Origin of the sequence: Myxococcus sp. CA033 (assembly GCF_013336625.1) — a bacterium.
In the GTDB taxonomy this organism is placed as follows: domain Bacteria; phylum Myxococcota; class Myxococcia; order Myxococcales; family Myxococcaceae; genus Myxococcus; species Myxococcus llanfairpwllgwyngyllgogerychwyrndrobwllllantysiliogogogochensis.
This window is the reverse complement of record NZ_JABUMU010000005.1, coordinates 342084-364100: the sequence shown is the minus strand read 5'-3', so window position 1 is coordinate 364100 and position 22017 is coordinate 342084. Positions and strand designations below refer to the sequence as shown.

The following is a 22017-nucleotide window of genomic DNA, read 5'->3' as shown; positions in this document are numbered from 1 at the left end:
CTACACCGTCCCCTGTTCTCGGTGCGCCGGGCTGGACTCGAACCCCATGACACTGTCCCTGAAAAAGCTGGTCCTGATGCTCCCGGTGTTGGCGGTCGCCTCGGGGTGCAACCTGTTCGACACGGCCGACACGGAAGGAACCCGTGGCCGGGGTGCTCGCGCGTTCGACCCGTACGACAGCTCCGCCTCCGGTGCCATCTCCCTGTCCCTGCTGTGGTTCAAGGGCTGCGCCATCCTCCCCACGGGTGAGCCCGTGACGAAGGGGGACCTGAACCTGCCGGCCTACGGGGACACCTGCTACAACATGAATGACGGCTACCCGAGGCCGGACGCGCCCTTCGAGCCGAGCGAGCCTCACGCGCGAATGGTCGTCTCCGCCGGTGAGCTGTACTTCCTGCGCGAGTTCTCCGCGATGGACGTCGAGCTGGCACGCTTCCCCGAATACAACGACAAGCGCACGCCCGCGGCGTGGATGCGCCTGGAGTCGTACTTCAAGGACCTGGACTGGTCGGGCCTGTCCTCGGGGCGTGACGGGTGGAAGCGCCTGCAGCCGCAGACGTTCCTGCGCGAGACGTTCTACGAGAACGCCGCGTGGATGCTGGCCACGGACGACACCTTCCTGCTGGAGGTGCTGGACGCGGATGGCAACGTGCGCGTCAGCCAGACCTACTTGCGCTCGGACTTCCTCGCGGAGAGCCCCGTCACGGGCCGCACCCGCGCCAGCTTCACGGTGACGGGCCTGCAGCGCCCGCTGTTCCCCGGAGACCCCACGCCGCACAGGGCAGCGAACTACGACGCGCTCGAGTTCGCCACGGCGGTGAAGGTGTCCTTCGCCAACTCCACCAACCCCTTCAAGTCCTTCACCATGCCGGACCTGCGGGGCGAGGGCGTCATCCGTTTCACGTGGAGCCAGCTCCCCCAGAAGCCCTTCCTCTTCCCCGTCACCTTCCAGGACGCCAAAGAGCGCCCCCCCACCTGCTACGAGCTGGGGCCGGATGGGTTGGCCACGGACGTGCCCACGCCGTGCGGCTTCGGCCTCAAGCAGAAGGTGCAGGTCTCCCGCCCCCCCAACGGCAACTTCTTCAACGGTGGCGAGACGGTGGACTTCGTCGTGTCACTCCAGGACGGCGATGGCCACGGCCTGCATCCGCGCGGCTCCATGCCCTCGTTCATGACCTACATGGAGGAGGGCTCCAACGGCCTGGCCTACTTCAACGAGTTCATGCTGTTGACGTGGCGTGACAGCAGCGCGTCCGAGTCCGGCTTCAAGGTCGTCGGGCCGCTGCAGGACCTGAAGGTCGTCAACGGCGGCTTCGTGCCCACGGACTACTTCTCCTATCCCGCCTCGAGCGAGCCGCAGTTCTACGTGCCTCCGGACATCATGGCCGTCGCGGGCGGCCCGTGGGTGCAGCCGACGACGCGCTACACGGTGACGTTGCCGCCGGACGCCAAGCCCGGCACCTACGCCATCCTGCTCAAGGGCCACCGCAACTTCGAGGGCGAGCGGCTCAACCGGTTGGACCCGTTCTTCTTCCAGGTGGGCCAGGCCGAGCCCACCACGTACCCGGGCCGCATCGGCAACTGCCAGGTGTGTCACAACGGGGTCAGCTCGCTGAGCAACGTGCACCACGGCGTCTCTGTTGACCACGTGGAGACGTGCAAGGTGTGTCACCACGACGACGTCGTCGGGCACGTGTCGGACTTCGTCCACCGGCTGCACATCAACTCGCCCAAGTACGTCCAGAACAAGGGTGACTGCACCCTGTGCCACCTGACGCGCGAGAGCACGCTGCGCCCCAGCATGATTGCCTGCGCCGGCTGCCACCCGGGCACCCATGGCACGGAGTACTTCGACCTGCCGTTCCAGGAGATCAACTCCCCCCCCAACGCTTTTGGCAATTGCGCCAACGCCTGCCACGTGACCACGGCTCCCGCCGAGCACGTGCTGCCAGTGCGCTGAGCCCCGAGGACCCGATGAAGCTCCGCTCCCTGGCTTCCAGCTTCCTGCTCTGCGCCGCCGTCGGCGGGTGTGCCGACTCCGAGGCGCCCGTCATCACCCTGCCCGACACCGCGCCCGTGGTTGACCTCCCCGCGCGCACGACGAACGTCTCGGGCGTGGTCTACGACCCGGAGGCGTTCCTCATCGCCTTCATGACGCTCCCCGAAGAGGTCACCGAGGAGGCGATACCCGGCGTCTTCAACGGGCCCTACACCGCCCTGTCCGCCATCATGGGCGGGAGCGTGACGCTGTCCTCGCCCGAGGGGAGCAAGTTCGCGGCGGCTCCCTCGGACTTCGGTGGGACGTGGCAGCTGGTCGGCGTTCCGTCGGGCGACGCGGCGACGTACCTCGCGTCCGCCACGCCCCCCGAGGAGGGTGTGGTGCTGGACCCCGAGTTCCCCATCCCGCTGCCGCCGACGACGTACTTCCCCACCACGTACGTGCGGCCCATCCTCGCCAGCGTCACGCAGTGCTACGGCCAGTCCGCGGTGCTGGTGGGCAACACGGGCGCGCTGGACGCGGTGGCCCAGGCGATGACGGCGGCGGGCACGCCCACGACGCCGGCGGACCTGTTGGACTCCACGAAGACGGGCGGTGTCGCGCTCCTGTGGGTCCACGACATGAGCTTCCTGGCGGACCTGTTCCAGACGCCGGTCGGTAGCATCGCGGAGGCGTCCGCCGGCCAGCTCTTCGCGCTGGACTGGGCTCCCCCCGAAGGCTTGCCGGGCCAGTCGCCCATGGGCTTCAGCGTGCTCCCCGGCTCGGAGAGCTTCCTGGGCTACTTCGCGCTGGTGCTGCCACCCAACTCCACCGCGCCGGTGACCATCAACCTCATCGACACCTTCGTCCCGGAGCCGGGCGAGCCCGACCCCGACGCGCCGCCCCGGCCGTACCTGCTTCCGTCCGTCATCGTGGAGCCGCGTCCGGGCGAGGTCAGCGTGTACCGGGCCTTCGGGCAGTTTCCGCTTCCGCCGCCGGGCGAGGAGCCGCCGCCGGGCGGTGGCCTGGAGGACCCGCCTCCGCCGGAGCCGGAGACCACCTGGGCCTGCTACATCCCGCCCGAGCCCGTGGAGCCCCCGGCCGAGCCCGTGGGGCCCCCGGCCGAGTAGTCACGCGAGAGGTCCAGGCCTCGGGGATTCACGCCCCGGGCCGGACCTGCAGCGCGCGGAAGCGGACCGATGGCTGCCCGAAGGATACGGGCAGCGGGCCGTGGTCCAGCTTGCGGCACCCGCGCGTGGCGAAGAGGTTGAGCGCGTCGGAGCCCACGGCGTCGATGGCGGCCAGCGCCGTCAGCCCGTTGCCCCAGAGGATGCCTGGGCCCACGCGCGCCCCCGCGCGCCCGTCGCGGACCTGGCGGGCCTCGACGATGTAGAAGCTGAAGTCCCCCGACAGCAAATTCATGTGCCGTGGCGTGAGGTGCTGCACGAGCAGCCCTTGGCCCATGTCCGCGAGGAACGCGTTCAAGTTTCCCTCATGGGGCTCCACGCGGGTGTGGGCCATGCGAGGCAGCGGCGGATGGCGGAAGTCCACGCGCCGGCCGTGGCCGTTGGGCTCCATGCCGAGCGCCCGAGCGCTGCGCGTGTCCAGCAGGGGTGAGGTGACGACGCCCTCGCGCAAGAGCGGCACCGCGCGCGCCGCGTGTCCCTCATCGTCCCAGGCGAAGCCGAGCGCGTTCTGTGCATCCGTGGGGTCGTCCGACACGTGGACGAAGGGCTCCGCCACGCGCTGTCCCATCCGGCGCGCGAGGAAGGAGCCGCCGCGCGCGACGACATCTCCCTCCAGCGGATGGCCGCAGACCTCGTGGAAGAAGCACGCGGAGGCCGCGCCCGGTGGGAGGAGGATGGGCAGCGCCTCGGAGGGACATGGCAGCGCGGGAGTCGTCTCCCGAAGCTCGCGCACCAGTGCATCCACCCAGACCTCCAGGGCGGGCAGGGCCGCATGGAGGTGCGCGGCGTCGGGGTGGCTGACGCAGCGCCAGGCATCGAACCGGGGGCCACCGGGCTCGCCGTGGAAGGCCTTCACCTCCAGCAGGGCATGACGGGTGTGCTCCTCCACGAGCCGCTCGGGATGGGCATGGAGCGTCCAGCGGTCTACCTCGCGCAGCGTCACGTCCAGGTGGGCCGCGCCCGCCTCGCGAGCGACTGTCACCAGCCGGCGAACGACGTCCTCGCGAAGCGCCGCGCCTTCCGCCAGCGCGGAGGGACGAACCAGCGGCCCGCGTGTCCGCTCCAGGACCTCACCGGGGAGCAGCCCTGGCGCGGGCGCGTCCCGTGCCAGCTCCGTCCAGGTGTATTCGCCGTGGCTCGGGCTGCCCTTGCGCGCGCAGACACCGCGCTCGAAGGTCGCGGGCGGCACGCGGATGCCAGAGCGGAGATGGAGCACGTCGGAGACCTCGCGTCGCTCCACGAACCAATCCAAGGCGAGAGGCTCCTTCCGTCCGTGTCGAGGGACGCGCGAGGTATCGCGCTCCCGGGTTGTATCACGCCGCGTGGCGGACCGAGACCGGGGCTGGTGGAGGCCCTCCACGAGACGCATGATGCGAGCACGTGAGCGCGTGGCGCGACGGGGCTCGGAAGCAGGCCCTCCGGTGAATGAGTCCGCATGTCGAAAGGTGACGAGGACGTGGAAGCGACCGAGGCCGACCTGACGGACACGGCGGGCCTGTCACCTCATGACTGGAGTGTCGAGGCGCGGAAGGTGATGGACCGCCTGTGTCGCGAGCGAGGATGGCGGAGCGCGGAGCTCTACCTGCTGTCGCATGCGGACCTGTCCATGGACTACGACGTAGCCACGCGGACCTCCTCCTGTAGCTGGGGTAGCGGGTTCACCGCTTCCGCCCGGGTCTGGACCGAAGCGCTCATGGGCACCGCCGTCGAGTCCGTGGATGGCGTGGCGGCCCTGGAGCGGTTGCTGCTGTCCGCGGAAGGCAAGGCACGCACCGGTACGCCCGCGCCTCTTCCCGCCTCGCCCGCGAGCACGCCCATTTCCCAGGCCGCGTGGCGCCTGGAGACGCATCCCTCGCGCGCGCGCCTTTGCGCCGAGCGCATCGTCGAGGAGGTCCTGCCCGCGGGAGTCGTCGTCCAGGCCCTGGTGGTGAAGCAGGAATGCTCGGGGGCGTTGCTCGTGCGCAGCGATGGCTTTGAGTCCTTCCGACGGGCCGAGCATGAGGCGGCCTTCCTGCGCTGTGAGACGTCGCGTGGCGCGCTGGTGGATGCCGTGCCCCTGCTGGCCTTGATGACGAAGGGAGAGGGGGACCTTGGCCCGGTGCGCGTTCGCCTGGCCGACGCCGTGTCCGCGCTGGAAGGACCCGCGAAGCAAGCGGACCGCTCGCTTCCCCTGGTGCTGCGGCCCGCCGTCGCGGCGCCGCTCGTCGCGGGGCTCGCCTGGCTGTTGCGAGGAGACATTGGTGCGGCGATGCCCGCGCTCACCCGCGCCGTGGGCCGCAAGCTCTTCCCTTCCATCCTGTCCGTGGTGGATGACCCGCTGGACCCCCGAGGCACTCAGCACCGGAGCATCGATGACGAAGGGCGGCCCGCCCGCGTCCTGCGACTCGTCGACGAGGGCCGCCTCACGGGGTTCCTCCACACGGAGGAGACGGCCGCGCGCCTCGGCGGCGAGTCTGGGGGCCGAGGACTCCGAGAGCTCGCGCACCCCGCGACGCCCACGCCGCTCAACCTGTGTGTCCTACCGCGCGAGGATGCGCTGCCCGCCGACTACACGGAGCTGGTGGCGCGCGTGGAGAACTTCTCCACCATGCCCACGCCGGGCACGGTGTCGCTCATCGCGGGAGGCTGGGAGGTCCGCGACGGACGCCGGGTGCACCGCGTGGAGCCGCTGGAGCTGGAGCTGCCCGTGCTGGAGACGTTCCGCGGCTTGCGAGGCGTGGGCTCGGACCTGGCCTTCTTTCCCTCGGCCGAGGGGTGCGGCACGCCCACCCTGGTGCTGCCTCCCCCGGGGGGCTGAGGCCTCAGCGTCGGCGCGCGGGCACGTGGCGCCACACCGCGCGCCACCGCGCCATCTCATCCAACAGTGTGCGCACGCCCGCGCGGGGAAACGCGCGCGGAGGCAGGCGTTGGAAGAAGGACTCCTCCAGCGCGCCCACCACCTGGGGCCGGCCGGAGTTCAGCGCCTCCACCAGCGCATGGAGCCGCCGCCGCGCGCCCGGCGTGGAGCGCAGCGTCCGCGAGTATCCGTTGGCGGCCACGACGAGGCGTGCTTCGTCCAGGGGCACGGTGACGATGGGCCGCGCGGGGCTCGCCACCACCGTGTCCTCGAGCGTGAGCGGCACAAGGCCCCGCGCCTCGGGAGGAGGACCGTCCAAGGCGCCGTTGGAGAGGAAGCGCGCCCATCCCTCGGTGAGCGTGTCGCGCGTGGCTCGCAGCCCCGGGCCCCGGCCCTGCCTGGCGAGCGCGGCGCGCACCGAAGCCGGCAGCTTCCAGTCCCTGTCCTGGGGCAGCTCCCCATGGCGCAGGCTGCCAGGCCACGGCTGCTCGGGCGCGCGGTCCAGGAACATGGGCGCGCGGAAGCCGAGGCCCAGCGAGGCGGCGATGGTGAGGCCCTTGCTCGGCTCGGAGCGGTGCCAGTACGAGGAGGGCCAGTACATGAAGTCCCCCGCGCCGGCCTCGAGCACGCGCGCCTGGGCCATCATCTGACGCTCGTCCTCCGCGTCGCGCGGCACCACGCCGTGTGGCCGGTCCTTCAGCCCCGGGTCCGCATGCGGCGCCACCTCCGGCCGCGAGCTGAGCGCCTCCAGCGGCCAGAAGCTCATCCTGCGGCGGCCCTGGATGACGAAGTAGAAGACGTGCAGGTCGTCCTTGTGCACGCCGAACGGCGTGTGGCGGTAGTTGCCCAGGAACAGCGCGGAGTCCGCGCCCCCCAGCGGCACGCCGAGCGCGCCGTGGAAGCCCGACAGGAAGCTGCGCATCTGGAGCCAGTGACTCCAGTGGTGGCTCTCCGTGCTGCTCAGCACCAGTCCGAAGCGCCGTCCCTGCAGCAGTCGCTCCATCCGCCGCGCGTACCCGTCGACGTCACCGTCCTCCGGCAGGGGCAGGTAGCGCGACAGCGCGACGGCGGCGAGGACCTCCGGCGGCCCCTCCGCGGTCGCCTCGCTCTCCACGTAGAAGCGCACGGGCAGCATCGACTCGCCCTGCCGGTAGCGCATGCCCACGTTCAGCAGCGCCTCGAAGATTTCCGAGGGCGACGGGAAGTGGCGGGGGAACATCCCCGGGAACACGGTGGGTCCCTGGTCCCAGTGCTCGCGGGCGAAGCGCTTCCAGAAGGCACGAGGCAAGGCGAGAGACGGTTCAACCGGGAGTGCGGCGGAGGCTCGTGCCATGGGTCCGGGGGGATGCGCGAGGGGAAGAGTGGGTGATACTAGCATCCGGCATTCGGGCTCCACGACAACGCGGGTTCACGCGGACGCCCGGCGAGGAGAGTCGAGCATGGGGACGGATTCAGCGTCGGCGGCGCGCGTGGATGCCCTGGCGGAGCGTGGCGTGGCGGCCCTGTGGCCCGCGAAGCCGACGGAGTTGGTGGGGGACTCGCGGGTGCTGCGAGCCCTGCCCCGGGTGGAGCTGCGGCGCGTGGGGCCCTTCGTCTTCTGCGACCACTTCGGACCCTCGCCCGCCGTACCGGGCACCATGGCCGTCCCCCCGCATCCCCACGTGGGCCTCCAGACGGTGACGTACCTGTTCTCCGGTGCCCTCCGTCATCGCGACTCCGTGGGCTCGGTGCAGGACATCCATCCGGGTGATGTGAATTGGATGACCGCCGGACGCGGCATCGTCCACGCGGAGGACGTGGACTCGAGCCCCGGCGCCGCGCCGCTGCACGGCATCCAGACCTGGGTCGCCCTGCCTCGCGAGCAGCGCCACACGGAGCCCTCCTTCGAACATGTCCCCGCGTCGCGGCTGCCCCTCGTGGAGCGCGAGGGCGCCCGCGTGCGCGTGCTCGCCGGTCGCCTGGGCGACGCCGTCTCCCCCGTGCCCACCTTCCATCCCTTGACGTACCTGGACGTGGAGCTGGAGGCGGGGGCCTCGGTGTCGCTGCCCGTGCCGTCCACGCACGCGCTCGCGCTCTATGTGGCGGACGGGGACGTGGCCGTGGGTGGGACGACGGTGGAGCGGGGCGTGCTCGCGCACCTGGACGAAGGCGCCTCCACGCTGTCGCTGCGCTCGGTGAAGGGCGGGCGGGCGGTGGTGTTCGGAGGTGAGCCGCTGCCGGACCCGCTCGTCATCTGGTGGAACTTCGTGGTGGACAGCGTGGCCGAGGGGCGCGCCCGGCTGGCGGACTGGGAGGCGGGTCGCTTCCCGTCGCTCGCACCCTGAGCATCCGGGGTGACAGGCCCTCGTACCCGAGGGCCTCCTTCCCGCGTCGGGAATCCAGTGCATGCTGCGCGCCCACTCGGGAGGAGCTGGGATGTCGAGTCAGTCGTTGGCGATGAAGCTGCTGGAGGGCGCGCGGGAGTGGGCGAAGCGGCTGCCGTCCCCGCTCTCCGGAGACGTCGCGGTGGACGTGGGCGGCAAACGGCTGCGCCTGTCTCACGTGCGCGTGGAGACGGTGGTGCGCCAGCTGCTCGGCAAGGCGAAGAACGTGGAGCTGCGCCACTGGGAGGCCCGGCCGGAGCTCTATGATATCCGGCTGTCCGTGAAGGGCTGGAAGCTGCGCGTGGAGACGACGCTGGAGCGGGTGGAGTTCGTCTCGGGGCGCTATCGGTTGTGGCTGCGCACGCCCGGCCGTGTCGAGCTGGAGGAGTCGCGCGGGGCCTCGTCGCTGGTGATGGGACTGTTGCGCGCGGGCGCCGGCCGCTCCGCGCTGCGCGCCATGGCGGAGCGGCTCCTACCGCCGGGGTTCCGTTGGGACGGCCAGGTGCTCCAGGTGGAGGGCCGTCTCCCCGCGGAGGGAGTGCTCTCCGCGAGGCTCTTCGAGACCGCGTCACTCGCCATGAGCGTGGAGCACGTCGAAGAGGGACTGTGGCTGGGCGCGGAGGAGTGGCCTGGACTGGTGGACATGCTCCAGGCGGTGTTCGGCACGGAGCTGCCGCGCACGCCGCCGGGGACCTGAGCCGCCACGGCGTGTGGGCCACCCCGCCGCCGTCCCATCAGGCGAGGACGATTTTGAACCGGTGTCCGTGGGAGCGGTTGAGCGTCGAGACGATTCTCACCCGGTCTCCGGGCTGCACCTGCACCCGCTCCTTGAACTCCTTCACCTGGAAGCCCCAGCACGTCGGCGGCGCGGAGGGCGAGGTCGACAGGACGGTGTGCTCGTCCATGTGCGCGCGGAAGTAGATGGCCACGCCACCCAGGATGCCGGGAGCGTTCACCTCGAGCACCGATTCGACGGACTGCTCGTTCATCGCCTCGGTCAAATCCCCGTCGAGCTGGACGTCCCGGAGCAGGCAGGGGCGGGCGAGCAGCGTCTGCGGAGCGGTGGGGGGAATGACCATCCTGATGCGGTCCGCGACGCCATTCTCGGCGTACATCTCCAGGGCCACCTCCGCGATGGCGGACTCCTCGATGGCATAGACATGTCGTGCCCCGGCCTTCGCGGCGAGAATCGCGAGCAGGCCCGTCCCCGTTCCGATGTCGAGGACGACCTGGTCCCTGGCGTGCCGGAACAGTGACGAGCGGTAGGCGTGGACGCGCACCGTGTCGTAGAGCATCCGGTGATGCTCGGCGATATTCCCAACCGACACGCCCTACTCGTCGTCCTCCACCTTCAGCTCGCGTCTGGCCATCCCCATCACCGTGCCCATGGCATGGAACGCCAGCCCGATGCCCCAGCCCAGCGCGGGCCAGTGCACCCACCAGCCAGGGCCGGAGAAGAGGTCAATCAACGTCAGCCCGCCGAGGACGATGGTGTAGCTGAGGCCGTGCGTTGCCAGGCCCAGCAGCTCCTTGCGGTCCTTGCGCTGGTGCTGCTCCTTCTGGGCGCGGGAGACCAGGGCGACCTCCACGGCCGCCTCGCTCAGGCCCATCTCCCGCGCCATGGTGAGCACCTCCTCACGCGTCAGGGTCCGCGCAGGCTCGCGACTCGCGAGCGCATGCGCGCTGGCCTCGCGGATGATTTCCGCGGCCTCTCGCTCCGTGAAGTGCGTGGGGGGCGTTTTCTGTCGGGTGTCCGCCATGAGTCCCGGACAGTAGTGCTTCGCCCGGGCTCGCGTCGATACACCCGGGCGGCGTCGCGAACCGCGTGGCTTCAGCCGGCCTTGTGCGCCGACTTCGGCGGCTGGTAGGCCCCCGGCACCGAGCGCGCGGCGATGGCCAGCCGGTTCCACGCGTTGATGGTGGCCACCGCGCCGGTGAGGTCCGCCAGCTCCTTGTCCGTGAAGTGCGGCTTCACCGACTCGTACACGGCCGAGGACACATGCCCGTCCCGCAGGTTCGTGACGGCCTCCGTCCAGGCCAGGGCCGCGCGCTCCCGCGCCGAGTAGTAGGGGCTCTCCTCCCACGCATCCAGCCCATAGAGCCGCTGCTCCGTCTCGCCGATGGCGCGCAGGTCCTTCCAGTGCATGTCGATGCAGTACGCGCAGCCGTTGAGCTGGGAGGCGCGCAGCTTGATGAGGTGCAGCAGGCCCACCTCCAGCCCGCACTGATGCAGATACTTCTCCAGCCCCATCATCGCGGTGAAGATGCCCGGGGCCAGCTTCGCGGTCTCGAAACGCTGTGCTTCCATGGTCTTTCGTCTCCTTCAGGGAGGGACGTCGTGTCCCCCTCGCTGATGCGTGAAGTAACCGGGGGGCCCACGACGCGCGAGGGCCACTCGCACACCCCTCGATGGTGCCACTTCGGACCTGGGTGGGGGGCCACTTCCCAGCGAGCCGCGAGGGACTCTGTTCAGCGCAGCGCGCGCGCGAGCAGGCGCACGCCCTCGGTGATTTCCTTTTCGGGCACACACGCGTAGCCGAGCAGGAGCGCTCCGGGGACCGTGGACTGGGTCCGGAAGGCGGACAGGGGCTGCGTCATCACCCCGGCTTCGATGCCGCGCGTGCTGGCCTCGCGGTCCTCCAGTCCCTCCGGCAGCCAGCCCACCAGGTGCATGCCCGTGTGGAGGGGAGACACGTCCAGTTGCCCGCGCAATTCGCGCCGGGCTGCTTCCACGAGCGCCTCCTGCCGGCTCCCATACAACACGCGCATGCGGCGCACGTGGCGGCTGAAGTGGCCCTCGTCGATGAAGTCCGCGAGCACCGCCTGCTCGATGACGGGTGTGTGGCCGTCCGCGAAGCGCCGCGCCGCGCTGAAGACGTCCACCAGCGACTCCGGCACCACCAGGTAACCCACCCGCAGGGCCGGAGACACCACCTTGCTGAACGTGCCGATGTAGATGACCCGCGCGTCCGGCGACAGCCCCTGGAGCGCGGGCAGCGGACGGCCCACGTAGCGGAACTCGCTGTCGTAGTCGTCCTCCACGATCCAGGCATCCGAGCGCACAGCCCACGCGAGCAGCGCCTGCCGCCTCTCCTCGCTCATCGCCACGCCCAGCGGGAAGTGGTGGGCCGGGGTGACGATGGCCAGCCGCGCGTCCGGCCGCAGCCGCATGCCGGCGTTCACGTCCAGGCCCTCCGCGTCCACCGGCACGGGCACCAGCGTGGCGCCCGCGGCGACGAGCGCGCCCCGGCTCGCGAAGTAGCCCGGGTCCTCCACCCACGCGGCGTCGCCCGGGTCCAGCAGCACCTGCGCCGCCAGGCTCATCGCCTGCTGCGCGCCATTGACGATGATGACCTGCTCGGGGACACACCGCACGCCCCGCGAGGTCGCCAGATAGTCCGCGACGGCGCGCCGCAGGGGTGGATGGCCCGCGGGCTCCGCGCGCTTGAGCAGGTCGCCCCACGAGCGCCGCCAGCGCGTGTTGAGCAGCCGTCCCCACAAATCACTCGGGAAGGCATCCACCGACGGCGTGCCCATGCGGAACGCCAGCCGGCTTGCGGGAATGCCAGGCGCGGTGATGCGCAGGTCCGGCAGGCCGGCCACCGCCCACCCCCGCTTGGAGATTCCCGGCGTGTGCTTCGGCTTCGGCGCGGCCACGGGAGCCCCGGCGCGCCGCGAGGCATGAAGCCGCTCCGGCAGCTCGTGCGCCACATACGTGCCCGAGCCCAACTGGCCCAGCAGATAGCCCTCCGACAAGAGCCGCGAGTACGCGTTGAGCACCGTGTTGCGCGACATGTCGAGCTGCTCGGCCAGCGCGCGCGTGGACAACAGCCGCGTGCCCGGCCCCAACCGCCCCGCGACGATGGCCGCGCGCAGCGCCTCCACGAGCTGCGTCTGGAGCGAGGCGCCCGAAGCGGCGTCCAACACCAGCGACGTGGCCGCCATCACCGCCGGCCGCTTGCGTGCCCGCCGCCGAGGACCCCCCTTCGCGCCGGGCTTCGAGGGCGTCATGTCCCGCGCATCCCAGTCCCGGAGAATTCACACCGGTGATGTTTGGAATCACGAGCCATCACTGTTGGAAACGTCCGCAAGCAGGTTACGTCCCGGCCGTAGCGCGAGTCGCGGCCGTGGCCCGCCCTGGGTCCGGAAGCCTGAAGGAAGAGAAGGGGAAACGTCATGCTGGGGTGGCCCTGGTTTCACCTCATCGTCGCGCCGCCGCGCGCGGGAATCGAGGAGGGAATGCGCGAGCGGCTCCTGCACGTGGCGGAGCAGCTCGTCCGGGAGCACGGTCTGGAGTCGCTGACGCTCGCGGCGGTGGCCCGGCACGCGCACGTGGGACGCGGCGCGCCGCGCTACCACTTCGGCGGCAAGCGTGGGCTGGTGGACGCGCTGGAAGAGGCGCGCCGCGGCAACGTCGTGGAGCTTCGCGCGGTGCGCCAGCAGCGGCTCTCGGTGGCGTCCGGACGCCGTCAACGCGCCGCTGTCCACAGGCGCCGTTGAGTCCTTCACAATCCGGGTGGACGTCGCGCCCGCTCCCAGGCATGACGGGGCCGGGCGGGGGAGCTGGGGTGTCGCGGAGGTGTTGGCCGCCTGCCCGAGGAGGGCTCCGGCAGAGGCTGAATGCGCCCTTTTCGCCGGGTCTTCTTACCTTCCGGAATGCGGCGGGTGGGAGCGCCCACCGTTAAACTGAAACGAGAATTGTTCGGGTAGCTCGTGCGTTGTTCCGCGCGGGGTTGGGGTAGGTTGGTTTTTCGAGGCCTGGATGTGATGACAGGGGCCTCCTATCAGGCTAGAGGCAGTCCGGCACCCCAGATTTTGGGGTGAAAGGCGGCCTCGAATGCCGCAAGACGAAAGAAGACGCATATGGCGACTGGTTCCGTGAAGTGGTTCAACGACGCGAAGGGCTTTGGCTTCATCGCGCAGGATAATGGCGGCCCTGACGTGTTCTGCCACCACACCGCCATCCAGGCGGACGGCTTCCGGACCCTGGCCGAGGGTCAGAAGGTGGAGTTCGAAGTGCAGAAGGGGCCCAAGGGACTTCAGGCCTCGAACGTCCGCCCGATCGGCTGAGCGCGTCCGCTCCAGCACTCATGCCCGGTCTCCTTTTGAGTGAGGTCGGGCTTTTGCTTTCAGGAGGGAGGCGACATGCAAGGAAGGTCGACGAAGCGTCAGAAAGAGCAGGCGCGCAAGCAGCATCAGCAGGAAAAGGATGCCAAGCGCGAGCAGCGCAAGAAGGACAAGGGGGACAAGACGCCCCGCCAGCCTGGTGAAGTGGACCCGGACATCGCGGACATCATTCCCGGTCCGCAGCCGGTTGTGGAGTACTAGGTCCCCACCGCAGTCGGGCCCACCACGAAGCACCGTGGTGGGCCTTGTCGTATCCAGGGGGGGCGGCCGAAAGCTCACCGGTGGATAGTCGCGAACGTCGCCCGTCGACAGGCGCCTCGGGTCCGGGCTACGCGTCGTCCCCCATGCCACTTTCCGGGCATGTGGCGACGCAAAAGTCGCGACAGGGAGGATGCCGCGTATGGCGACGGGTACCGTGAAGTGGTTCAACGACGCGAAGGGCTTCGGCTTTCTCGCGCAGGACGACGGTGGCGCGGACGTGTTCTGCCACCACACCTCCATTCAGACGGATGGCCACCGCACCTTGAGGGACGGGCAGAAGGTGGAGTTCGACGTGCAGAAGGGGCCCAAGGGACTCCAGGCCTCGAACGTCCGTCCCATCGACTGATGCGGGTCTGTTCGCCCCACGGCGCTGCAATCGCGCGGGGAGCCGGAGCGTAGCAAGGCGGTCATCCCTACCGCCCCACCGCGCTCCCCATGCTGCGAATCTCCGCTGTCTCGAAGTCGTATCCCAATGGGGTTCGAGCCCTCCAGGGCATCGACCTGACCATCGAACGAGGACTCTTCGGCCTGCTCGGGCCGAACGGCGCCGGCAAGTCCACGCTGATGCGCATCCTCGCCACGCTGCAGGAGCCTGACTCGGGGCAGGTGGTGTTCGACGGGCTGGACGTGCTCGCCCAGCCGCAGGCCCACCGGCGCCACCTGGGCTATCTGCCCCAGGACTTCGGCGTGTACCCGGGCGTGTCCGCCGAGGAGCTGCTCAACCACCTGGGCCTCCTCAAGGGCCTCACGCGCGCCAGGGAGCGCCGGGAGCAGGTGCAGGCGCTGCTGCACCTGACGAACCTCCATGCGCACCGCAAGAAGGCCGTGAGCGGCTTCTCCGGCGGCATGCGCCAGCGCTTCGGCATCGCCCAGGCGCTGTTGGGCAGCCCCCGGCTGCTCATCGTGGACGAGCCCACCGCGGGGTTGGACCCGGAGGAGCGCCAGCGCTTCCACAACCTGCTGGGGGAAGTGGGGGAGCACGTCGTCGTGCTGCTCTCTACGCACATCGTCGAGGACGTGCGCCAGCTGTGTCCGCGCATGGCCATCCTCAGCGAGGGGCGGGTGCTGTGCGAGGGCGCGCCCGAAGCGCTGGTGGCGTCCCTGGAGGGGCGGGTGTGGCGCAAGACGGTGGAGAAGGGGGCGGTGGCGCGGTATCGCGAGTCGTTCCCGGTCCTCTCCACGCAGCTCCAGGCGGGCCGCACGCGCGTGCATGTCCTCGCGGATGCGCGCCCGGAAGAGGGGTTCGAGCCGGTGGCTCCGGACCTGGAGGACGTCTACTTCTCGACGCTGTCCCACCGGCGCGCGGCGTAGGGACCCACCATGCTCCGGGGCATCCTCCACTTCGAATGGCGCTACCAGACGCGCCAGGCCGTCTTCTTCGCCGCCTCCGCGTTCTTCCTCGGGCTGGGCGTCCTGTTCGTCGCCACGGGCTACGGCGGTGACGGCATCCACGTCAACTCGCCCTACAGCGTCGCGAAGTCACTGGGGTTGTTGTCGCTCACGTCGCTCTTCGTACTGGGCATCTTCTGCGCGAACACCGTGCAGCGCGACGCCGAGCACCGGATGACGGAGCTGCTCTACACCACGTCCGTCACCCAGCGGGACTACCTGCTGGGCCGCTTCCTGGGAGCGCTGCTGGCGACGCTCGCCGTGTTCGGCGTGGCGACGCTTTCGTTGATGGTGTCGCCGTTCGTGGTGGCGGTGGCGCCCGAGCAGTTGGGGCCCCTGAGTGTCGTGAGCTACCTGTGGGCGCTCGTCGTGCTCGTGGTGCCCAATGTCGTGTTCGCCGCGTCGCTGCTGTTCGCCGTCTCCGCGCTGTCGCGCAGCACGCTGGCCAGCTACGTCGGCGGCGTCCTCGTGTATGCGCTCTACATCGTCGGCGCCATGTGGGCTGACTCGCCGCTGATGGCGGGGGTGTCGCCGCAGACGCCGGAGGCCATGGCTCGCGCCGCGCTGTTGGACCCGTTTGGCCTGTCCGCCTTCTTCGAGCAGACGCGCTACTGGACGGAAGCCGAGCGCAACACGCGGCTGCTCTCGCTGGAGGGAAACCTTCTCTGGAACCGGCTCCTGTGGCTCGGCGTCGCGGCGTGCGTGCTGGGCGGGGTCCACTGGCGCTTCTCCTTCCGGAGCGCGGCGGTGAAGCCCCGGCGCGACGAGCGCTCCAGCGAGTCCGCGTCCACGGCGCCCTCCACGTACAGGCCTGTCGAGGTGGAGGCGTCCCAGGGGCGCGGCATGACGTGGGAGGTGCTGGTCTCCGCGACGCGGCTGGAGCTGCGGCACCTGCTGCGCAGCTGGCCGTTCCTGGCGCTGCTGGCCCTGTGGCTGTTCATGGTCGGCATGGAAATCGTGACGGGGGCGGGGCGAGGGGAGTACGGCACGCGTCGCATCCCCACCACGGGCCGGGTGCTGGAGAGCATCTGGACGCCGCTGTCCCAGCTCGGCACGCTGGTGCTCATCTACTTCGGCGCGGAGCTGGCGTGGCGGGAGCGCATGGCGCGCTTCGATGCGCTCCTCGACGCGACGCCCGTCTCCAGCGTCGTCTTCGTCGTGTCCAAGCTCGCGGCGCTCGTGGCGTTGGTGGGGGTGCTGACCGGGACACCCATGGTGCTGGGGGTGCTCTTCCAGCTCGCGCGCGGCCACCAGCTCCTGGAGCCGGGCCTCTACCTGTCGCTGTTCTACTTCGCCGGGCTGCCGCTGGTGTTGTTCGCGGTGGCCGTGCTGTTCATCCAGACGGTGAGCCCGCATCGCTACGTGGGCATGGTGCTGAGCCTGGTGCTGGCCATCGTCGTGGGCCAGGGCGCGGGCTGGGGACTGGAGCATCCGCTGACGCGCTTTGGCGCGGCGCCCGAGGTGACTCACACCGACCTGAATGGCCATGGCCCGATGGCCGCGTCGTTCACCGCCTTCATGGTGTACTGGAGCGCCTTCGCGGGACTGCTGGCCCTGGTCACCTGGGGGCTGTGGCGGCGCGGGTTGGCCCCTCGACTGGGGGCCCGGTTCCAGGCGCTTGCCGCTCGGTGGGGACGCGGGGGCCTGGCCGGCGCGGTGGGCTGTGGCGTGGTGCTCGTGGGCACGGGAGGACTCATCCTCCACGACACCTACGGGCTGAATGCCTACGAGTCCCGCGACACGTTCCTCGCGTGGCAGGCCGACTACGAGCGGACGTACAAAATCCACGAGGCGCTTCCGCTTCCCAGCATCGTCGCCGTGAAGTCCGCGGTGGACCTGTTCCCGGCCGAGGGCCGCTATCGCGTCACCGGGACGTACCGGCTGGAGAACAGGACGTTGTCGCCCATCGACACGGTGTGGGTCGCCGTGCCTCGGACCGCCCGGCCCGTCTCGCTGGCGCTGCGAGGCGCGGAGCAGGTGGCCCATGACGAGCGCTTCGGCATGTACCGCTTCAAGCTGGCTTCTCCGCTGCTTCCGGGAGATGTGTCGGAGCTGTCCTTCGACGTCACGCGGGAGGAGCGGGGCGTGAGGGCGGGGGACTTCGAACTGTCGCTGGTGGAGAACGGCTCCTTCATCCGGCAGACGGAGGTGTTTCCCACGCTGGGCTACCGACGGACGTACGAGATGGGCAACCCGGCCCGGCGGAGGGAGCTCGGCCTGCCGGAGATTCCGAGGATGCCTCCACTGGATGAGAGTGGCGCCGCGCCCGCGCCGTCGCCCCAGGTCTGGCACACCCTCGACGTGACGGTGTCCACGGCGGAAGACCAGACGGCGATTGCGCCGGGGACGTTGCGCAAGGAGTGGAGCGAGGGTGGGCGGCGCTACTTCCACTACGTGGTGGACCGGCCGATGACGCCGATGTTCGCCATCGTCTCGGCCCGCTATGCCGTGGAGAAGACGCGGCACCAGGGCGTCGACGTGGAGGTGTATTACCACCCCGCGCATCCCTACAACGTGAAGGCCATCCTGACGGCGATGACGCGCTCGCTCGACGACTTCGGCGCGCGTTTCCATCGCTATCCGGACACGCAGTTGCGCGTGGTGGAGATTCCCTCGTACTGGGACTTCGGCGCGTTCGCGATGAGTCAGGTCATCTACTTCGTCGAGGACCGCGGCTTCCTCACCGACATGGGGCGGGAGGACGCGGTGGACCTGGTGACGCGGCGCACGGCGCACGAGGTGGGCCACCAGTGGTGGGGCCACATGCTGGACCCGGCCTCCGTGGAAGGCGCGACGATGCTGGTGGAGTCGCTGACCAAGTACTCCGAGCAGCGGGTGCTGGCGGGGCTGCACGGAGAGCGCTCGCTGCTCCCCGTGCTGGCCTTCGACCGGGACCGCTATCTCTCGGGTCGCGCGGAGGAGGCGGAGCAGGAACCGCCGCTCTACAAGGGGACGGGCCAGTCGTACCTCTACTATGGCAAGGGCGCGCTGGTGATGAACGCGCTGCGGGACTTGCTGGGCGAGGCGAAGCTGGACGCGGCGCTGCGCCACCTGCTGCACGCGCAGGCCCGTGAGAACTCGCTGACGACGCTGGACCTGCTGGACGCGCTGCACGCGGAGGCGTCCGCCGAACAGCAGGTCCTCATCGACCAGTGGCTGAAAGAGGTCGTGCTGTACGACTTGAAGGTGGAGTCCGCCACGGTGGAGACGCAGGCGGATGGACGCTTCCGGGTGACGGCCCGGGTGTCCACGTCCAAGCACGCGCGCCGGGGCAGCGAGGCGGTCCCCCTGTCGCTGGACGAAGCCCTGGACGTCGCCGTCTACAGCGAGTCCCCGCGAGACGGCTCCGGAGAGGACGTCCCGCTGCACGTGGAGCGCCTCCGCTTCCAGGGCGCTTCGACGGAGGTGTCCTTCGTGGTGGACCAGCGCCCGACGCACGTCGGGGTGGACCCCTTCTTCCTGCGCATCGAGCGCGAGCGCGGCGACAACTTCCGGAAGCTGGAGGCGCGAGCGGAGGCGTCGGCGTCGCGTTAGTCGAGCACGGTCCGCTCGCCCGGGGTGAGCCACTTCACCCGGGCGTCCAGGCCCGCCTCGGAGAACACCTGGCGTGCCTGCTCGGGCTTCTGCCGGAAGTGGCTCCAACCGGAGTAGTGCACGGGGATGATGCGCGGGGCGTTCAAGGCGTTCGCCGCGATGACGGCCTCCTTCGCGTCGAAGGTGTAGCGAAGCGGGCCGGTGAGGGAGAAGCCCACGCTGCCCAGGTGCAGGAAGGCGGTGTGGATGCGGAACCGCCGGGCCACCTCCGCGACGCCGTCGAACCACACGGTGTCCCCGGAGATGTAGACGGGGCCGGGCAGCGCGTCCGCCTCCAGCACGAAGCCCACCACGTGGCCGACGATGGGCAGCGAGCCCGGAGGCCCGTGGCGCGCGGGTGTCGCCGTGACACGCAGGTCTCCCACGCGCGTGGACTCGAAGGGCTTGAGGCCCGTGAGGTTCGCGTGCTGGAGTCGCCGCGCCGCCGCGTGCGTCGTCACCACCTGGGCCGCGCGCGGAAGCAGCGCCCGGCCCGCGTCATCCAGATTGTCCGCGTGCTGGTCATGGCTGATGAGCACCGCGTCCAGCTTCCCCAGCTTCTCCACGGGCAGCGCGGAGGTGTCCAGGCGCCGCGAACTCGTTCCCCAGCCGAAGCTGTACTTGCGCCCCGGCGCGTCGAAGACCGGGTCCGTGAGGATGCGGAGCGGACCGATTTCGAGGAGCAGCGTCGCGGTGCTGATGTGGGTCGCGGCGAAGGGCATGGCCCATGATGCCCGAAACCCGCGTGCGGCGACGACCGGAGCGGCGAGGATGCCGCTCCGGCCGACGTGACGTCACCTGGAACTCAGGCGACCTTCTTCTCGCGCAGCTCGCGCCGCAGAATCTTGCCGACGTTCGTCTTCGGCAGCTCCGTGCGGAACTCGATGTGCTTGGGACGCTTGTAGCCGGTGAGCTGCTCACGGCAGAAGTCCATCAACTGGGCCTCCGTGAGCGACGGGTCCTTCTTCACGACGAAGAGCTTCACGACTTCGCCCGAGTGCTCGTCGGGGATGCCCACGGCGGCCACTTCCAGCACGCCGGGGTGCATCGCCACCACGCCCTCGACTTCGTTCGGGTACACGTTGAAGCCGGACACCAGAATCATGTCCTTCTTGCGGTCCACGATGCGGGTGTGGCCGCGCTCGTCCATGATGCCGATGTCGCCGGAGCGGAAGAAGCCGTCGGCGAACATCACCTTCTCCGTCTCGTCCGGACGGTTCCAGTAGCCGGCCATGACCTGCGGCCCGCGGATACAGATTTCGCCCGACTCTCCCATCGGAACGTCGTTGCCGTCCTCGTCGCGGATGGCGATCTCCGTGCCGGGAACCGGCAGGCCGATGGTGCCCGAGTACTCCGTGGCGATGGGCGTGTTGCTGGTGGCCACCGGAGACGTCTCCGACAGACCGTAGCCCTCGATGAGCGGCACGCGCGTGGCGGCGAACCACTTGTCCGCCACCGCCTTCTGCACCGCCATGCCTCCGCCGTTGGAGACCATCAGGTGGGAGAAGTCGAGCTTGCTGAAGTCCGGGTGGTTGACCAGCGCGTTGTAGAGCGTGTTCACCGCCGGGAGGATGTGGAACGGCTGCTCCGACAGCGTCTTGATGAACGCCGGGATGTCGCGCGGGTTGGGGATGAGCACGTTCATCGCGCCCATGCGCATGCCCATCAGGCCGCACACGGTGAGCGCGAAGATGTGGTACATCGGCAGCGCGCAGATGATGTTCGCCTGCTCGATGTTCCGGCCCTTCATCGCGGGCTGGAGCCACGCCTCCACCTGCAACAGGTTGGCGATGACGTTGCGGTGCAGCAGCATCGCGCCCTTCGACACACCCGTCGTGCCACCCGTGTACTGCAGGAACGCGATGTCATCGCGCGTGGTGGTGGCGGGGGTGAGCGTGCGCGTGCCTCCCTCGGCCAGCACCTGCTTGAAGCTGGTGGCGCGCGGAAGCTGGAACGCGGGCACCATCTTCTTGACCTTGCGGACCACGAAGTTGACCAGCGTGCCCTTGAAGCCGCCCAACAGGTCGCCCATCGTCGCGACGACGACGTGCCGCACCGGCGTCTTCTCCAGCACCTGCTGCAACGTGACGGCGAAGTTCTCCAGGATGAAGATGGCCTGGGCGCCGCTGTCCTTCAGCTGGTACTCCAACTCGCGCGGCGTGTAGAGCGGGTTGATGTTCACCACGATGTAGCCGGCGCGCAGAATCGCGGCGATGCACACCGGATACTGCAACACGTTGGGCATCATGATGGCGACGGTAGCGCCCTTCTCCAGGCCCCGGGATTGGAGCCACGCGCCCACGCGCCGCGACAACGCGTCCAGCTCCCGGTACGTGATGAACTTGCCCATGCACTTGAAGGCGGGCCGGTCCGCGTACTTGGTGAACGATTCTTCCAGCAGGTGCGTCAGCGTCGGGTACTGCCGGTCATCGATTTCCGCCGGAACTCCAGGCGGGTAGTGCTTCAACCAGGGCTTCTCCATCGGGCTCGCCTCCAAGGCGCGTGTCGTTGATGGGTTCGGGGACGCGGATGCTATCCCGATTGCGCGCACGACCGGCCCCCGGGTCGGCGGTTGTTGGGTGTCTGCCTTTGATGCGCTGCGGCATGACCGCGCGAGACGGGCGTCGGTCAGGTCCCGAAGGCGCGCGTGACTTCGGCCTGGACGATGCGGTCCACCCGGTAGTGCCTGCGCTCGCCGCTCCTCACGTCGAGTGCGTCCAGGCGAGTCTCGTGCCGGTCCATCACCACCGAGACGATTCGCACCTCTCGCGTGGTTTCCAGGAAGTTGCCGTCCACGTAGGTGATGCGCAGGGGCTGCTGCTCGAACCAGGCGCGCTCAATCGCCGCTCGGACGGACGCCTTGCTCGGCAGCGACGGCACTCCGAGGAAGGACAGCTCCTTGAGCCTGTCGAGCAGCTCGCGCTGCGCCGACGTGGAGAGGGCCGCCCGCACCTTGTCCAGCGCCGACTCCAGCGTCCCCGTGAAGGGCAACAGCCGCATGTCGATGGCGAAGCGCCCCAGCGCCACCAGCAGCGCCGCCTCCCGCGCCGTGAAGTTCACCGGCGGTAGGCTGTAGCTGCGGTCCAGCGCGTAGCCGCCCCCTCGCCCACGCTCCGCGGCCACCGGCATTGACGCGGCGCGCAAGGTGTCGAGGTCGCGGTAGATGGTGCGCACGGTGACACCGAAGCGCTCCGCCAGCGTCTCCGCCGTCACGCCGGTGCGGCGGCCTCTGAGGTACTCAGCGAGGGCGAAGAGTCGCTCGGTGCGTTGCATGCGGGGTGATACCTGACATACCGCTGACAA

General features: G+C 69.9%; 20 protein-coding genes. 11 read left to right on the top strand and 9 right to left on the bottom strand.

Annotation, left to right across the window (positions count from 1 at the left end):
• Window positions 1-46 precede the first annotated feature (46 nt).
• Window positions 47-1960, top strand: a complete 1914-nt coding sequence (locus HUA78_RS16595; RefSeq protein WP_174456469.1) for a hypothetical protein — start codon at window positions 47-49, stop codon at window positions 1958-1960.
• A gap of 14 nt (window positions 1961-1974) precedes the next feature.
• Window positions 1975-3108: a hypothetical protein gene (locus tag HUA78_RS16590; protein WP_254614574.1), complete on the top strand. Its 1134-nt coding sequence runs from the start codon at window positions 1975-1977 to the stop codon at window positions 3106-3108.
• A 28-nt stretch (window positions 3109-3136) separates the two neighbouring features.
• On the opposite strand, the gene HUA78_RS16585 is transcribed toward HUA78_RS16590, so the two are convergent.
• Window positions 3137-4417 carry a TldD/PmbA family protein gene (locus HUA78_RS16585; protein ID WP_254623745.1) on the bottom strand — a complete coding sequence of 427 codons (1281 nt, stop codon included), beginning with the start codon at window positions 4415-4417 and terminating at the stop codon, window positions 3137-3139.
• 183 nt (window positions 4418-4600) lie between these two features.
• Between HUA78_RS16585 and HUA78_RS16580 the strand changes: the two genes are divergently transcribed.
• Window positions 4601-5962: a metallopeptidase TldD-related protein gene (locus HUA78_RS16580; RefSeq protein WP_174462784.1), complete on the top strand. Its 1362-nt coding sequence runs from the start codon at window positions 4601-4603 to the stop codon at window positions 5960-5962.
• Between the two features lie 4 nt (window positions 5963-5966).
• On the opposite strand, the gene HUA78_RS16575 is transcribed toward HUA78_RS16580, so the two are convergent.
• Entirely contained in the window at window positions 5967-7289 is a 1323-nt protein-coding gene (locus HUA78_RS16575; protein WP_174476694.1) for a cupin-like domain-containing protein, read from the bottom strand.
• A gap of 151 nt (window positions 7290-7440) precedes the next feature.
• Here HUA78_RS16575 and HUA78_RS16570 point away from each other — a divergent pair, with 151 nt between their 5' ends.
• Window positions 7441-8325: a pirin family protein gene (locus tag HUA78_RS16570; RefSeq protein WP_174476693.1), complete on the top strand. Its 885-nt coding sequence runs from the start codon at window positions 7441-7443 to the stop codon at window positions 8323-8325.
• Window positions 8326-8416: 91 nt separating this feature from the next.
• Window positions 8417-9061 (top strand): hypothetical protein, encoded by a 645-nt coding sequence (locus HUA78_RS16565; protein WP_141643690.1) that lies wholly within the window; start codon window positions 8417-8419, stop codon window positions 9059-9061.
• Window positions 9062-9098: 37 nt separating this feature from the next.
• Here the strand turns inward: HUA78_RS16565 and HUA78_RS16560 are convergent, their stop codons facing one another.
• The 4 genes from HUA78_RS16560 to HUA78_RS16545 form a co-directional block, all read right to left on the bottom strand.
• Window positions 9099-9692, bottom strand: a complete 594-nt coding sequence (locus HUA78_RS16560; RefSeq protein ID WP_217442499.1) for a 50S ribosomal protein L11 methyltransferase — start codon at window positions 9690-9692, stop codon at window positions 9099-9101.
• Window positions 9693-9695: 3 nt separating this feature from the next.
• Window positions 9696-10124 carry a 2TM domain-containing protein gene (locus HUA78_RS16555; protein WP_174456463.1) on the bottom strand — a complete coding sequence of 143 codons (429 nt, stop codon included), beginning with the start codon at window positions 10122-10124 and terminating at the stop codon, window positions 9696-9698.
• A 71-nt stretch (window positions 10125-10195) separates the two neighbouring features.
• The gene (locus HUA78_RS16550) at window positions 10196-10672 is read right to left on the bottom strand and encodes a carboxymuconolactone decarboxylase family protein (protein WP_141643687.1); all 477 of its coding nucleotides are present in this window, start codon (window positions 10670-10672) and stop codon (window positions 10196-10198) included.
• A gap of 161 nt (window positions 10673-10833) precedes the next feature.
• Window positions 10834-12375: a PLP-dependent aminotransferase family protein gene (locus HUA78_RS16545; RefSeq protein ID WP_174476692.1), complete on the bottom strand. Its 1542-nt coding sequence runs from the start codon at window positions 12373-12375 to the stop codon at window positions 10834-10836.
• A 165-nt stretch (window positions 12376-12540) separates the two neighbouring features.
• Here HUA78_RS16545 and HUA78_RS16540 point away from each other — a divergent pair, with 165 nt between their 5' ends.
• The 6 genes from HUA78_RS16540 to HUA78_RS16515 all read left to right on the top strand — a co-directional run bounded on the left by HUA78_RS16540 (window position 12541) and on the right by HUA78_RS16515 (window position 18675).
• Window positions 12541-12864, top strand: coding sequence for a helix-turn-helix domain-containing protein (locus HUA78_RS16540; RefSeq protein WP_174476691.1), 324 nt, complete (start codon window positions 12541-12543; stop codon window positions 12862-12864).
• 363 nt (window positions 12865-13227) lie between these two features.
• Entirely contained in the window at window positions 13228-13434 is a 207-nt protein-coding gene (locus HUA78_RS16535; protein WP_141643684.1) for a cold-shock protein, read from the top strand.
• A 75-nt stretch (window positions 13435-13509) separates the two neighbouring features.
• Entirely contained in the window at window positions 13510-13692 is a 183-nt protein-coding gene (locus HUA78_RS16530; protein ID WP_141643683.1) for a hypothetical protein, read from the top strand.
• A gap of 199 nt (window positions 13693-13891) precedes the next feature.
• Window positions 13892-14098, top strand: a complete 207-nt coding sequence (locus tag HUA78_RS16525) for a cold-shock protein (protein ID WP_141643682.1) — start codon at window positions 13892-13894, stop codon at window positions 14096-14098.
• Window positions 14099-14187: 89 nt separating this feature from the next.
• Window positions 14188-15063: an ABC transporter ATP-binding protein gene (locus HUA78_RS16520; RefSeq protein ID WP_174456461.1), complete on the top strand. Its 876-nt coding sequence runs from the start codon at window positions 14188-14190 to the stop codon at window positions 15061-15063.
• 9 nt (window positions 15064-15072) lie between these two features.
• A complete protein-coding gene (locus HUA78_RS16515; RefSeq protein ID WP_174476690.1) occupies window positions 15073-18675 on the top strand; it encodes a M1 family aminopeptidase in 3603 nt (1200 codons plus the stop codon).
• Here HUA78_RS16515 and HUA78_RS16510 read toward each other — a convergent pair.
• The 3 genes from HUA78_RS16510 to HUA78_RS16500 all read right to left on the bottom strand — a co-directional run bounded on the left by HUA78_RS16510 (window position 18672) and on the right by HUA78_RS16500 (window position 21987).
• Window positions 18672-19436: an MBL fold metallo-hydrolase gene (locus tag HUA78_RS16510; protein ID WP_174456459.1), complete on the bottom strand. Its 765-nt coding sequence runs from the start codon at window positions 19434-19436 to the stop codon at window positions 18672-18674. The genes HUA78_RS16515 and HUA78_RS16510 overlap by 4 nt on opposite strands.
• Window positions 19437-19519: 83 nt before the next feature.
• Window positions 19520-21196 carry a long-chain-fatty-acid--CoA ligase gene (locus HUA78_RS16505; RefSeq protein WP_174476689.1) on the bottom strand — a complete coding sequence of 559 codons (1677 nt, stop codon included), beginning with the start codon at window positions 21194-21196 and terminating at the stop codon, window positions 19520-19522.
• A gap of 146 nt (window positions 21197-21342) precedes the next feature.
• Window positions 21343-21987, bottom strand: coding sequence for a YafY family protein (locus tag HUA78_RS16500; protein ID WP_141643678.1), 645 nt, complete (start codon window positions 21985-21987; stop codon window positions 21343-21345).
• Window positions 21988-22017: the final 30 nt, after the last annotated feature.

Excerpts from the sequence above, each read along its gene's own strand:
- HUA78_RS16595 (WP_174456469.1), top strand. The coding sequence starts at position 47 with ATGACACTGTCCCTGAAAAAGCTGGTCCTGATGCTCCCGGTGTTGGCG.
- HUA78_RS16590 (WP_254614574.1), top strand. The coding sequence starts at position 1,975 with ATGAAGCTCCGCTCCCTGGCTTCCAGCTTCCTGCTCTGCGCCGCCGTC.
- HUA78_RS16580 (WP_174462784.1), top strand. The coding sequence starts at position 4,601 with ATGTCGAAAGGTGACGAGGACGTGGAAGCGACCGAGGCCGACCTGACG.
- HUA78_RS16570 (WP_174476693.1), top strand. The coding sequence starts at position 7,441 with ATGGGGACGGATTCAGCGTCGGCGGCGCGCGTGGATGCCCTGGCGGAG.
- HUA78_RS16565 (WP_141643690.1), top strand. The coding sequence starts at position 8,417 with ATGTCGAGTCAGTCGTTGGCGATGAAGCTGCTGGAGGGCGCGCGGGAG.
- HUA78_RS16555 (WP_174456463.1), bottom strand. The coding sequence starts at position 10,124 with ATGGCGGACACCCGACAGAAAACGCCCCCCACGCACTTCACGGAGCGA.
- HUA78_RS16550 (WP_141643687.1), bottom strand. The coding sequence starts at position 10,672 with ATGGAAGCACAGCGTTTCGAGACCGCGAAGCTGGCCCCGGGCATCTTC.
- HUA78_RS16545 (WP_174476692.1), bottom strand. The coding sequence starts at position 12,375 with ATGACGCCCTCGAAGCCCGGCGCGAAGGGGGGTCCTCGGCGGCGGGCA.
- HUA78_RS16540 (WP_174476691.1), top strand. The coding sequence starts at position 12,541 with ATGCTGGGGTGGCCCTGGTTTCACCTCATCGTCGCGCCGCCGCGCGCG.
- HUA78_RS16535 (WP_141643684.1), top strand. The coding sequence starts at position 13,228 with ATGGCGACTGGTTCCGTGAAGTGGTTCAACGACGCGAAGGGCTTTGGC.
- HUA78_RS16530 (WP_141643683.1), top strand. The coding sequence starts at position 13,510 with ATGCAAGGAAGGTCGACGAAGCGTCAGAAAGAGCAGGCGCGCAAGCAG.
- HUA78_RS16525 (WP_141643682.1), top strand. The coding sequence starts at position 13,892 with ATGGCGACGGGTACCGTGAAGTGGTTCAACGACGCGAAGGGCTTCGGC.
- HUA78_RS16520 (WP_174456461.1), top strand. The coding sequence starts at position 14,188 with ATGCTGCGAATCTCCGCTGTCTCGAAGTCGTATCCCAATGGGGTTCGA.
- HUA78_RS16515 (WP_174476690.1), top strand. The coding sequence starts at position 15,073 with ATGCTCCGGGGCATCCTCCACTTCGAATGGCGCTACCAGACGCGCCAG.
- HUA78_RS16510 (WP_174456459.1), bottom strand. The coding sequence starts at position 19,436 with ATGCCCTTCGCCGCGACCCACATCAGCACCGCGACGCTGCTCCTCGAA.
- HUA78_RS16505 (WP_174476689.1), bottom strand. The coding sequence starts at position 21,196 with ATGGAGAAGCCCTGGTTGAAGCACTACCCGCCTGGAGTTCCGGCGGAA.
- HUA78_RS16500 (WP_141643678.1), bottom strand. The coding sequence starts at position 21,987 with ATGCAACGCACCGAGCGACTCTTCGCCCTCGCTGAGTACCTCAGAGGC.